10 protein-coding genes and 2 tRNA genes are annotated in these 11,628 nt (G+C 69.7%); 6 read left to right on the top strand and 6 right to left on the bottom strand.

What is annotated here, in order from left to right:
• Positions 1-181: 181 nt before the first annotated feature.
• The gene (locus WC969_15500) at positions 182-1,891 is read right to left on the bottom strand and encodes an O-antigen ligase family protein (protein MFA6031254.1); all 1,710 of its coding nucleotides are present in this window, start codon (positions 1,889-1,891) and stop codon (positions 182-184) included.
• Entirely contained in the window at positions 1,888-2,376 is a 489-nt protein-coding gene (gene smpB / locus WC969_15495) for an SsrA-binding protein SmpB (protein MFA6031253.1), read from the bottom strand. The genes WC969_15500 and smpB overlap by 4 nt, the downstream gene beginning before the upstream one ends.
• Before the next feature lie 64 nt (positions 2,377-2,440).
• Here smpB and WC969_15490 point away from each other — a divergent pair.
• The 5 genes from WC969_15490 to WC969_15470 all read left to right on the top strand — a co-directional run bounded on the left by WC969_15490 (position 2,441) and on the right by WC969_15470 (position 5,786).
• Positions 2,441-2,524, top strand: a tRNA-Leu gene (locus WC969_15490).
• 315 nt (positions 2,525-2,839) lie between these two features.
• Complete coding sequence (locus tag WC969_15485) at positions 2,840-4,009, top strand: hypothetical protein (GenBank protein MFA6031252.1); 1,170 nt, start codon at positions 2,840-2,842, stop codon at positions 4,007-4,009.
• Positions 4,010-4,137: 128 nt separating this feature from the next.
• Positions 4,138-4,569 (top strand): type II secretion system protein, encoded by a 432-nt coding sequence (locus WC969_15480; GenBank protein MFA6031251.1) that lies wholly within the window; start codon positions 4,138-4,140, stop codon positions 4,567-4,569.
• A 124-nt stretch (positions 4,570-4,693) separates the two neighbouring features.
• Positions 4,694-5,125, top strand: coding sequence for a type II secretion system protein (locus WC969_15475; GenBank protein MFA6031250.1), 432 nt, complete (start codon positions 4,694-4,696; stop codon positions 5,123-5,125).
• A 211-nt stretch (positions 5,126-5,336) separates the two neighbouring features.
• Positions 5,337-5,786, top strand: coding sequence for a type II secretion system protein (locus WC969_15470; GenBank protein MFA6031249.1), 450 nt, complete (start codon positions 5,337-5,339; stop codon positions 5,784-5,786).
• A 63-nt stretch (positions 5,787-5,849) separates the two neighbouring features.
• Here WC969_15470 and WC969_15465 read toward each other — a convergent pair whose 3' ends face one another.
• The gene (locus tag WC969_15465; GenBank protein MFA6031248.1) at positions 5,850-7,340 is read right to left on the bottom strand and encodes a glycosyltransferase family 39 protein; all 1,491 of its coding nucleotides are present in this window, start codon (positions 7,338-7,340) and stop codon (positions 5,850-5,852) included.
• 7 nt (positions 7,341-7,347) lie between these two features.
• Here WC969_15465 and WC969_15460 point away from each other — a divergent pair, with 7 nt between their 5' ends.
• Entirely contained in the window at positions 7,348-8,148 is an 801-nt protein-coding gene (locus tag WC969_15460; GenBank protein ID MFA6031247.1) for a prepilin peptidase, read from the top strand.
• Positions 8,149-8,294: 146 nt separating this feature from the next.
• Here WC969_15460 and WC969_15455 read toward each other — a convergent pair whose 3' ends face one another.
• The 3 genes from WC969_15455 to WC969_15445 all read right to left on the bottom strand — a co-directional run.
• On the bottom strand, positions 8,295-8,576 hold the full coding sequence (locus WC969_15455) for a hypothetical protein (protein ID MFA6031246.1): 282 nt from the start codon (positions 8,574-8,576) through the stop codon (positions 8,295-8,297).
• A 114-nt stretch (positions 8,577-8,690) separates the two neighbouring features.
• Positions 8,691-8,778: transfer RNA gene (locus WC969_15450), tRNA-Ser, on the bottom strand.
• A 105-nt stretch (positions 8,779-8,883) separates the two neighbouring features.
• Positions 8,884-11,628 (bottom strand): VWA domain-containing protein (locus tag WC969_15445; GenBank protein ID MFA6031245.1); only part of this gene is annotated, 2,745 nt, incomplete at its 5' end.

Here is an 11,628-nt window from a genome sequence, read left to right as displayed (position 1 = left end):
CTTCGGCCGTCTGCGGCGTCGCTCCTCGCTCACATAGCTTCAGCTATGCTCGCTCGTCGCTCCTTGCATCCAATCCGAAGCTGGGCCCCCAAAACGCACGCTATTACTCGGACGGACTCCTAGACGGCGCGACTGTCCGCACTCCTTTCAGGAGTGCGACAGCTTCGTCGTCCTTCGATCTTCAGGGGTGCTTCGATCGGACACGGACGGGAATCCGCTTGTCGGATTCCCGAAGGAGGGAGGAGACTTCGTCGAAGCGCGTCGGGTCGATGGAGAGGACGAAGCCGTTGTAGCCGTCGGGCGGGCCGCCGGCCAGCCGCCGCCGCTCCTCTTCGCGCGCGCGCAGCCAGCGGGCCTGCGCGAGGAGGGGCCCCGCGGCTTCCGTTGCGCCCAGGCGCGCCGCGGCCTCGGCCATCTGGAGGCGGGCGTGGGGGGAGGCGGGCTCGAGCTTCCATGCGCGCGCGGCGGCTTCCGCCATCCCGCGCCAGTCCCCTTCGGCGCGCCGGAGCTCGGAGCGCAGCATCGGACGCAGCGCGTTCGTCGGGCTGAGCCGCTCCGCCATCGCGAGCGCCGGCCCGACGTTCCTTCCGCCCTCGCGCAGGCGCGCGCGGGCGAGCGCCTCCCATAGGGCGTCGTCGGCCGGAGCGAGGCCGAGGGCTTTCTCGATGGACGCGGAGTCGTCCCGGAGGCTCAGCCCCCGGAGCGTCCAGGCCGTCCACGGAGAGACGACGGCGAGCAGGGCGCCGGCGGCGCAGAACGCGCCCCATGCGCGCGACGGGCGGGCGGCCTCGGCCGGCGGCTGGGCGGCCGCGAGGAGGTAGGCGAAGAGGGCCGCGAGGCCCGGCAGCGCGAAGATGTCGTCGACGGAGGCCTGCGCGAGGAGCGCCGCGCACGCCGCGAGCGCGGCCTCGCGGCTCCAGGAGGCCGGGCGCGCGCGGGCGGCGCGCAGCAGGAGCGTCCCGACCCCGGCGAGGAGCAGGAGGAGTCCGACGAGGCCCGTCTCGGCGGCGGACTGGAGGGGCTCCGAGTGGGCGTAGGCGGTGCTCATGCCGTAGTTCGTGGCGAAGGAGGAAGGCGCCGGGGAACGCTCGAGGAGGTAGCCGCGCTCGAAGCGGCCGGGGCCGGTCCCCAGGATGGGATTCGCCCGCACGACGCGCAGCGCGCTCCCCCAGATGGACGGGCGCACCGACGCGGCGGGATGGTCGAGCTTGAGCGCCGCGACCCAGAGGCCCGCGGGGACGAACGCGGCCAGCGCGAGCAGGAGGACGGCGGCGGCCAGCAGCGCTCTGCGCCGTCCGCTGCGCCAGAGGAGGAGGGCGAGCGCCGACCCGCAGCCCAGCAGGGCGGCCCGAGAACTGGCGGCCGCGCAGGCCGCGCCCGCGACGAGCGCGGCTCCGGAGAGCGCGAGGCGGACGGGCCGGGGCGAAGGTCCGCCGGGAGCCAGCAGCGCCGCGCAGGCGGCGGCGAAGGCGGCGGCGAGGAGCGCTCCCGTGTAGCCGTGGTGGGGAGGGAGCAGCCCGGTCCAGGGGTAGTCGGGGCGCGAGAGGAAGAAGGACGCGAACACGAACAGCAGCGCCGCCGGCTGCAGGCGCAGCAGCCAGGCGGAGCGTTCTTCCTCGCGGAAGGAGCCCGCGCAGGCGGCGAGGACCGGAAGGGGGAGGAGGAGCCTGGCCGCGGCGGGAAGCGCGACGAGCGGCTCGGGGGAGACGAGCGCGCAGAGCAGCGCCCACGCGCCCCAGGCCCAGAGCGCCGCGGGGACCGCCCCCCGGGCGGGCGTCCGCCGCGCGGCGAGCGCGCAGAAGAGCGCGAGGGCGAGCGCCCACTGCCAGCTCTCGCGCAGTCCTCCCATGAGGAGGCCGGCGAGGACGAGGTCTCCGAAGAGCGAGGTCACCCTCTTGCGCGGAAGCCGCGACCCATCTCGCGTTCGAGGTCGCGCTTCTTCAGATCGTCGCGGCGGTCCGGGCCGCGCTTGCCGCGTCCCAGGCCGAGCAGGACCTTGGCCCAGCCGCGCAGGAAGAAGATCTCGAGCGGGACGATCGTCAGTCCCTTGGTCTGCAGCTTCCCGCCGAGGCGTTCGATCTCCCGGCGATGGAGCAGCAGCTTGCGCGTGCGCAGGGGGGGGATGGCCTCGACGGTGTTCTGCTTGTAGGGCGCGATGTGCAGGTTGTGGAGCCAGGCCTCCGCGCCGTCGACGCGGGCGAAGCTGCCTTCGAAGGAGACTCCGCCGGCGCGCACCGATTTGACCTCGGCGCCCTTGAGCGCGAGGCCGGCCTCGAGGGTCTCGAGGATCTCGTAGCGCATGCGCGCCTTCCGGTTGAGGGCGACGGAGACCCGTCCGTCGTCGGCCTTCTCGGCCTTCTTCTTTTTCTCTGTCATTGACGGTCGTCAGCGAACCCGCTATAATCATTCTAGCAATTGCCGGCGGCCGGACCTACAGGACGGGCAGGTGGCGGAATTGGCAGACGCGCACGGCTCAGGACCGTGTGGCCGCAAGGCCTTCGGGGTTCAAGTCCCCGCTTGCCCATCCGGTAGGTTCGACCCGAAGACCGCGATCCTCGCGGTCTTCGTCTTTATCCTCCTCGCACAGCTGCTCGTCGTCCCCGCCCGTTACCTCGGCTCCGAGGGAGACGATGCCGTCTACGTCCTCGCCTCCAGGGCCCTGCTCGCGGGCCGCTACGCGCTCGGCATCTCTCCCGGCGACCCTCCGCTGGCCACGACGACTCCGGGTTGGCCGCTCCTCCTCGCCCCCGCGGCGGCCGTCTCCGGAGAGAACCCCCTCGGCTACCAGCTCTGGGCCTGGCTCTGGCTGGCGCTCTCCTCGTTCCTCTTCTGGGCCTGGATGCGCCGGCGGGAAGGCCCCGCCGCGGCGCTCGCCGCGCTGGTCCTCTTCGGCCTCAACCCCCTCGTGCTCTCCCGCGCCGGCATCGCCATGTGCGAGTTCCCGTTCCTCTCCTGCGCGTTCGGCCTCCTGGCGGCTCTGGAGGCGGGACTTCCGGCGTGGGCCGCGGGCCTCTGCCTGGGCGCGACCTGGCTCGTCCGGCCGGCGGCGCTCCCGCTCGCGGCCGCGGTGCCGGCCTTCTTTTGGCTGAGAGGACGGCGCCGCGACGCCTTCGTCTGTCTCGCGGCGGCCGCTCCGCTCCCCCTGCTCTGGAAGGCCTGGACGGCCGCGGCGGGCGTCCAGCTGCCCGAAGGGGCCGAGCTCTTCGCGCACCTACCCCGCGGGGCGGCGGCGCTCTTCGCGCTGGCGGCGGCGAACCTCTCCGCGGCCGTCGAGCTCTGGGGGCGGACCGTCCTGCCGCTGCGCGAGGCTCCGCGCGCTCTCGCGGCGACGACGGGCGCCGTGCTGACCCTCCTCTCCGCCGCGGGCTGGTGGCGCCGCCGGACGGTCCCCGGCTGGAGGGAGGCGGGGCTCTTTCTGGCGGGCTCGCTCCTGATGCACGCCTTCTGGCCGTGGTGGTACGAGCGCTATCTTCCGCCGCTGCTTCCTTTCCTGCTCGCGGGCCTGCTGGCGCTGGCGCTGGACCTGCGCGGCCGGACGGGCGCGTTCCTCCTGGCGGCTCTCCTGGCGGGGCCGTCTTTCTGCGTCCAGTTCCCCGCGCTGCGCGAGGCCGCCCGCGCGCACGCCCTTCCCGAGCAGGCCGCGGCGTACGCCTGGGCGCGGGAGAATACGCGGGCCGAGGACCTATTCCTCGGGGTCTTCGAGGCGCGCGAGGCCTGGTACACGGGGAGGCCGTTCCTCCCCTTCACCTCCCTGCGCCCCGGCGAGCGCGGGCCGGCGGCTCTGCGGCGCCTGCGCGTGCGCTGGGTCTTCTGGGTTCCCGTGCCGGACCTCGGGGCCTCGAGGCCCGGGGAGTTCTCCTGGGGCCGGTCGCTGGAGTCCTTCCGCGAGGGGCTGCGGAACCCCCCGTACCGGCTCGCCTTCCGCGACGGAGTCTCCGGCGCGGAGATCTACGAATTGACGGCGCAGCGGCCGGGGCTCCCCCGTGCTCCACGTCGCCGCATAAAGTAGTTGACACAAGGTGGGCCCTGCGGTACAATCGGGCTGTCATAGTTCGCAAGGTCGTACCTATACGTGCCGGGATCGATCGAATTACTCCTTGAATACATCATGCCGGCACAAAGGAGGGAGTAAAGACCATGCGTAACAGCAAGCGGGGCTTCACCCTCATCGAGCTCATGATCGTCGTGGCCATCATCGGTATCCTCGCGGCCATCGCGATCCCGAAGTTCGCTGAGCTTATCCGTAAGTCGAACGAAGGCGCGACCAAGGGCAACCTGGGCGCGGTCCGCAGCGCGCTGAGCATCTACTACGGGGATATGGAAGGACAGTACCCCAATACCCCGGATGCTCTGACCATCAACGGCAAGTACATGTCGTCGATGCCGCAGGGCAAGACGCCGAACTACCACGCGGACCGCAACACGTTCGCGCTGGGCTCGGGCGTCGCGGCCATCACGGACGTCGGCGGTTGGTCTTACAACAACGGGCCGGCGGATGCGAACTTCGGCACCATCCTTGTGAACTGCACTCACACGGACACGAAGACCAGCATCTGGTCCACGTATTGAGCTTTCGCTCAGCGTGAACAACAAGCCCCTGGTCGAGAGACCAGGGGCTTCGTTTTAAGACGGAGACGACGACCGCGCAACGACGGACACGCGCAGGGCATGACGCACCCGGAGGGACAAGAACATGCGTAACAGCAAGCGCGGTTTCACGCTCATCGAGCTCATGATCGTGGTGGCCATCATCGGAATCCTGGCGGCCATCGCCATCCCGAAGTTCGCGGAGCTGATCCGCAAGTCGAACGAGGGCGCGACCAAGGGCAACCTGGGCGCGGTCCGCAGCGCGCTGAGCATCTACTACGGGGACATGGAGGGGCAGTATCCCAACACCCCGGATGCTCTGACCATCAACGGCAAGTACATGTCGGCGATGCCGCAGGGCAAGACGCCGAACTACCACGCGGACCGCAACACGTTCGCGCTGGGCTCGGGCGTCGCGGCCATCACGGACGTCGGCGGCTGGTCGTACAACAACGGGCCGGCCGATGCGAACTTCGGCACCATCCTTGTGAACTGCACGCACACGGACACGAAGACCAGCATCTGGTCGACGTACTGACCCGACGCTCGCAGTGACGGAAGGCCCCCCGCCTCTCGAGGCGGGGGGCCTTCGTCTTTCCGGCCGCTCAAAGTCACAGCCGAGGCCACTGGCGGCGGAGCCGGGGGCGGGATACACTTCCGATATACCCGCTCGCGCGGGTCGCCAAGCGTGCCGGATGCCGCACGATTCCTCCTTCGTACATCATGCCGGCACAAAGGAGGGTAGGACCATGCGCGAGAGAACGAAGAAGAGCTCGGGGAGCCGAGGGTTCACGCTCATCGAACTGATGATCGTGGTAGCCATCATCGGTATATTGGCGGCCATCGCCATCCCGAAGTTCGCCGAGCTGATCCGCAAGTCGAACGAGGGCGCGACCAAGGGCAACCTGGGCGCGGTCCGCAGCGCGTTGAGCATCTACTACGGGGACATGGAGGGGCAGTATCCCAACACCCCGGATGCTCTGACCATCAACGGCAAGTACATGTCGGCGATGCCGCAGGGTAAGACGCCGAACTACCATGCGGACGCGAACACGTTCGTGCTGGGCTCGGGCGTCGCGGCCATCACGGACGTCGGCGGCTGGTCGTACAACAACGGGCCGGCGGACGCGAACTTCGGGACCGTGCTCGTCAACTGCACGCACACGGACACGAAGACCAGCATCTGGTCGACGTACTGAGCGGAAGCTCGGAGGAAGTGGGCCCCCCGCCTCGAGAGGCGGGGGGCCCCGCTTGATGGACTCTCAGCGGAGGCGGTAGATCGCGGAGCGCTCTGCGGGGTCTTCGAAGACCTTTTCGAAGAGGGGCGGCGCGGCCAGGCGGCGCAGGTCCGACGAAGGCAGGGGGGCGTTGGGGTCGTCCCGGCGGACGATCGCCCCTCCGTCGGGGAGCGAGAGGACCCAGCCGGCGCCGCGCGCGCGCAGGCCCGCCGCGAACTCCCGCGACGTCGGGGCGCCGCGCAGGCGCGCGCTGCGCCGGCCCGTGAGGAGGTAGACCCGTCCCTGCTCCTCCGCGGCGAACACCGCGTCCGGCGGCGCGTGCGTCCGGATCCAGGAGAAGGTCCTCTCCGGAGGCGTCGTCAACGGTGTCCCCTTGCGGCGGGAGGCCGCGAAGACCGTCCCGAGGGTCGGCGCGAAGAGGGCGAGGGCCAGCGCGAGGGTCGCCAGCGGGAGCGCGGCCCGGCGCAGAGCCCAGCGCTCCTCGAGTTCCTGCGTCCCCAGGAGGACCAGCGCGCAGACGAAGGGCAGCGCCGGGAGCAGGTAGCGGGCGGTCGTCTTCGCCCAGAGCAGGTGGAGCCCGGCGTAGCCGGCCGCGGCGAGCAGCGCGAGCGGGCCGGGGCGCAGGCGGCGCAGGCCGAGCAGGGTCAGCGCCAGGCCCCCGAGCACGGCGAGGGTCTCCGCGGGGCCTCCGGTCGCCGCCCCCGGCCAGCGGAAGAGGGCGCGCGCGTACAGCTCCCGGAGATGGAAGAGCGCGCTCGCGCCGGCGCCGGAGAGGATCGCGGGCAGGGAGGGAGAGGCGTCGGCGGTCGGGAGCTCTCCCGCGTACGGGATCAGAGGGCTCCCCTGAAGCGCGCCGCGCAGCAGCCACGGGGCCGCCAGCGCCGCGAGCGCGGCGGCGCACGCCAGGGCGCGCCGCGGGCGCCGCTGCAGGAGGAGCGTCCCGACGAGGGCCGCTCCGAAGACCGCTCCCGTCGGACGGACGTACCAGGAAGCGGCGCAGAGGCCGCAGAGGAGGGCCCACGGGCCGGGGGCCTCGTCCCTCCATGCTCGGCGCGCCTGGACGAAGAACGCGAGGGTCAGGAGCGTGAAGAGCGGGTCGGTGAGCACCGTGCCCGAGACGCTCACGGTGAGCGGGTTGAGACCGGCGAGCGCCGTCGCGGCGAAGCGGACCGCGGGGGAGGCTCTCCCGTCGAGGAGCTCCCAGAGCAGGTGGAGCGAGCCCAGCGTGCAGGCGACGGAGAGGAGCTGGAGGGGGAGGAAGCTCTCCGGGAAGAGGGCCGTCAGCGGCGCGAGCAGGAGCGGGTAGCCGGGCATGTAGGGGGAGAGGGGCGGTGCGCCCGGCGCGTTGAGCTCGGCGAAGCGGCCGGAGAGGAGCGAGCGGGCTCCGATGATGTAGAATGCGTCGTCGTTGAAGAATCCGACGTAGTAGGCGCCGAGCGCCAGCGCATACGCGGCGGCGCAGAGGAGCAGGAGCGCGAGCTCCGCTCGACGGGTTCCCAGGCTCGAGGACGGCATCGTGACGATGATAGCAATCCCGGCGGCGTTCGAACGGACGGTCTGGACCGTGTTCGGCCTCTGTCTCGGAAGCTTCGTCAACGTCCTCATCCACCGCCTGCCCCGGGACATGTCCGTCGTTCACCCCCGCTCACGCTGCCCGCTCTGCTCGAAGCCCATCGCCTTCTACGACAACCTCCCGCTGCTCAGCTGGTTCCTTCTCAAGGGCCGCTGCCGGCATTGCCGCGCCCCCATCTCCGCGCGCTACCCGGCCGTCGAGCTCCTCCTCGGACTCCTCGCGCTCGGCCTGCGCCTGCGCTGGCCGGAGCACATGCTCTGGACGCTCCCCGCCCTGCTCGCCTGCGCGGCCCTCGTCGCGGTGGCCTTCATCGACTGGGACACCTTCCTCATCCCCGACGAGCTCTCGCTCGGGCTCCTCGCCGCGGGCCTCCTCCTGGCTCCGCTCAACCCGCTGCTGAGCGGCCAGGTCTGGTGGAGCCGCGTCCTGCACTCCGTGGGCGGGGCCGCGGTCGGCTTCGCGCTCTGCTGGGGGCTGGCGGTCTTCGGGGAGAAGGTCTTCAAGAAGGAGGCGATGGGCGGCGGCGACGTGAAGCTGCTGGCCGCCATCGGGGCGTGGGCGGGCGCGCTCGGCGCCTTCAACGCGCTCATCGTCGCGTCTTTCCTCGGCTCCGCCTGGGGCCTCTCCCTCATCCTGCGCCGGCGCATCGCGCGCCAGGACCCGATCCCCTTCGGGCCCTTCCTCAGCGCGGCGGCCCTGCTGGACTTCTACGCCGTGCTTCCGCCGGGCTTCCCCTTCACGCTTTTCTAGGAATCCCCTGCGGGGATCCCTCGAGGGCTTCGTAGAAGCGAAGCATCGCTGAGAAAGCGCTCCGGCAACGCCGGAGCGAAGGTCCATCCGTCATTTCTGTTTTCGGGGGAGAGGACGGCTGCGGAGTTCTCGGACGACCCGTGCGCTCAGAGGTCCAGGCGGCCTTGGCGCCAGTCGTCGCGCTTCATCGCCTTGAAGCGCTTCGCGTTCCATTTTCCGAGCAGCGAGATGAGTTCGCCGGCGTCGTTGAACTTCCGGACCTGTCCGGTCGCGGAGTCGGTCACCTGTCCCTTGATCCAGAGGCGCGCTTTCTCGGCATCGAACTCGTGCTGGACCTTCGTCAGCGGCCAGAGGTAGACCTTGACCGTGAGGCCGGTGTTGCCGGTCTTGATGGTCGCGGCGGGCTTCTTCTTCGTGACGGCTTCCATGCTTCGCATCCGGCGTTCCCGGTTCGCGGGACTATTGGGCGGCGATCCCGACCTTTGGTCGGGACGAGCGTGCTCAGCCGGTCCGGCAGGTCCGGCCTCCGCGCGCTCGCAAAATGGCGGAGAGGGGGGGATTCGAACCCCCGAGGGTGTTACCCCTACACGATTTCCAGTCGTGCCGTTTCAACCGCTCACGCACCTCTCCAGATCGGCTCGACGGATGGATTATACCTGATTACGTTATCCGAATCCCGCGCTCAAAAAAATCCCCCTCTCCCAGGGGGGGAGAGGGGGATGCCGGGCGCGGGCCTCAGTGCCCCAGCAGCTTCTTGCGCAGGATGTTGCGCAGGTTGTTGGCGAACTCCGCCGCGTCCTTCAGCCAATGCCCTTGTCCGGGCGGGAAGAGGTCGAGCACGAGCTGGGCCTGGTCGCCGAGCCCGATGCCGTGGATGTCGACGTCCTTGGCGGCCTTGATGAGCGCCCGGTACTGGTCGCGGTCGAAGTTGTAGTCCGGGTCGCCGTCGTTGACCATGATGATCATCTTGTCGCCGCGGCCCATGCGGATGCGCTCGATGGCCTCCTTGAGGGCCTTGTGCGCCTCGGTGGAGCCCGTGCCCGAGAAGATGGCGGCGATGATCGACTCCTTCATCTTCGGGGAGAGCTTCGCGCCGTAGGGCTTGAGCACCTTCGGGTCGCTGTCGTACTTCACCACCTCGAACTGCACGCCGGGGACCTTGTCGAGCGCCTCCATCATCATGATGGCTCCTTCGATGGCGCGCTCCTTCTTGTCGCCGTCCATGCTGCCGCTGGTGTCGATGAGCAGCGAGATGCGGTAGAGCGTCTTGTTGGGGAGGAAATCCTCCTTGAAGATGTCCGGGTCGCCGGCGGGGATGCGGTGGTAGGCGTCCTCGTCGAGATCCCCGGAGTCGCGGCCGCGGATGGTGCGTTGGCGGATCTTCTGCTTGAGCGTCTGCAGGAGCTGCTGGCGCATCGTCGGGATGAGCTTGCGGACGCGGTCGAAGTACTTGTTGTAGCGGTCGTGGTCCGCCTGGCGGACCTCCTTCTCCTCGTCGGCCTTGTTGAGCCGGTCCTTCTGCTGCTTCTGCTTCTGCGGGTCGGAGGGGTCGGATTTCTTCCCGTCCTGCGCGGAGGAATCGGAGTCGGAGGACTGGCCGGACTGGCCGTCCTGCGGCTGTTGGTCCTGCTGGCCGGGCTGGCCCTTCTGGCGGGCCTTCTCCACCTTCTTGCGCATCTCCTCGGCTTCCTTCTTCGCCTTCTCCTGCTGGGCGTCGCTCATGTCCTCGGGGTTGTCGAGGGTCTTCTCCCCGTGCTTGTCGCGATATTCCTTCTCCTGCTTCTCCATCTCCTTGCGGACCTGGTCCTCGTACTTCTTCTTCTCCTCGTCGGTGAGAGGGCGCTGCTTCTTCTTGCCGCCCTGCTTGCCCTTCTTATCCTGCTGCTGCCGGCCCTGCTTCCCCTGTCCGCCGGACGAGGACTCGGATTCAGAGGCCTGCTGCTCGTCGCCCTCCTGCCCCTCGCCGGCCTGCGAGCCCTGCTGGTCCTGGTCCTGCTGCTCGTCGCCCTGCTCTCCCTGGCCCTGACCCTTGCCCTGGCCTTCCTGCTTCTCGTCGCTCTTCTCCCCGTCCTGCTGCTCGCCGTCCTGCTCGGCCTTGTCCTGCATGGCCTGGTCGTAGGCCTGCTTCATCAGCTCCTGATAGATGGGCCAGATCTCGTCGCGGATGATCTCGAAGGCGCGCCGGGCGTCCTTCTCGGCGATAGCCTTCCGGATGGGCTTGGCGGCCTTCTGGAGCGCCTCGAGGACCCGGGAGTCGACGACGCGCGGGTCGGGGCGGCCGGACCACCACTGGTAGATGAGCGCGTAGTTGAACTGGAGGTGCAGCGGGATGCGCGCCCAGCGCGCGCGCTCCGCGTCGATGTCCTGGATGCCGTAGTCCTTCGCGTAGGCGGCCTCGAGCCAGCCGCGGGCGCCCGGGTGTTTCGCGACGCCGAGGTTGTTGATGCGGGGGTCCTCGACGGCCCACCAGAGGGCCTGGAAGGCCATGTTCTTGATGAACGGCTTGTTCTCGAAGATGAGCTCGGGACGGCTGAAGATCAGGTGCCAGACCTCGTGCGCGAGTCGGCCGAGCGAGACGTTCCTGTCCGGGTCGGCGAGGTCCTCGGGGAGGTACTGGATCTCCTCCAGACCCGAGACCGCGCGCCAGCGCCGCGGGGTGTTCTTCTCGTTCTCGCCGTGCTTCTGGAGATAGTAGAAAGGGGAGAGGCGCAGGCCCATGTAGCTCGAGAGCAGTCGCGCGACGTTCTCGAGGACCTTCGCCCAGGCGTCGACGAGGCCCTTCTCCTCTTCGGGAGAGGCGGCGCCGTCGTCGGGGGAGGTGAAGGTCGGCGACGGGAGGCCGTCCTCGCCGCTCTTGGGGCTCGTGAACGGCATGGGGGGCATGCGGTCGGACCGGTTCATCCATTGGTCCCAGGACATGGGGCCGGGCGTGTCGTCCCACTTCGTCCGCGGGGAGTCGAAGTCCATGTGTCCGCCGCCGCCGTCCCAGTCGTCCTCGTCGCTGTCGTGCGCGGTGTTGATGGGGACGGGAGTCGACTTCGGCTTCGCGGCCTCGGCCTGGCGCTTCGCCTCCGCTTCCTGCGCGAGCTTCACGCGCTTCTGCTCGGCGAACTCTTCGAGGATGGAGGCCAGCGAGTCGCGGGCGGCCGCGGAGGCCTTGTTCCCTTCGAGGTCGTAGCGGCGCAGGGACGCGGCGATGGTCTCGGCGATGACCGGGTCCTCGACGATGGAGGAGGGGTTGTAGGTCTTCGTGAAGATGTCCGTGACGCTGTCGCCGGGATAGTGCTGGATGTGCTCCACGATGTGGATGAGCGTGCGCGGAGCGATGGGCAGCGGCAGGACGTCCGGGTAGACCTTGCGCAGGTCGTTGGCGATGGCCACGAGCTTGTCGATGAGCGCCGGGTCCACCTTGTCGAAGAAGATGCGCAGCAGCGCCGCCTCCTCCTCCGCCGGCAGGTACTTCACGTCGAGCGTCATGCC

It is taken from the genome of Elusimicrobiota bacterium (assembly GCA_041660925.1).
Taxonomy (GTDB): Bacteria; Elusimicrobiota; Elusimicrobia; order UBA1565; family UBA1565; genus JBAZUV01.
The sequence above is the reverse complement of the archived record's forward strand: the minus strand, read 5'-3'. Positions and strand labels throughout refer to the sequence as shown.

Excerpts from the sequence above, each read along its gene's own strand:
- smpB (MFA6031253.1), bottom strand. The coding sequence starts at position 2,376 with ATGACAGAGAAAAAGAAGAAGGCCGAGAAGGCCGACGACGGACGGGTC.
- WC969_15485 (MFA6031252.1), top strand. The coding sequence starts at position 2,840 with ATGCGCCGGCGGGAAGGCCCCGCCGCGGCGCTCGCCGCGCTGGTCCTC.
- WC969_15480 (MFA6031251.1), top strand. The coding sequence starts at position 4,138 with ATGCGTAACAGCAAGCGGGGCTTCACCCTCATCGAGCTCATGATCGTC.
- WC969_15475 (MFA6031250.1), top strand. The coding sequence starts at position 4,694 with ATGCGTAACAGCAAGCGCGGTTTCACGCTCATCGAGCTCATGATCGTG.
- WC969_15470 (MFA6031249.1), top strand. The coding sequence starts at position 5,337 with ATGCGCGAGAGAACGAAGAAGAGCTCGGGGAGCCGAGGGTTCACGCTC.
- WC969_15465 (MFA6031248.1), bottom strand. The coding sequence starts at position 7,340 with ATGCCGTCCTCGAGCCTGGGAACCCGTCGAGCGGAGCTCGCGCTCCTG.
- WC969_15460 (MFA6031247.1), top strand. The coding sequence starts at position 7,348 with ATGATAGCAATCCCGGCGGCGTTCGAACGGACGGTCTGGACCGTGTTC.
- WC969_15455 (MFA6031246.1), bottom strand. The coding sequence starts at position 8,576 with ATGGAAGCCGTCACGAAGAAGAAGCCCGCCGCGACCATCAAGACCGGC.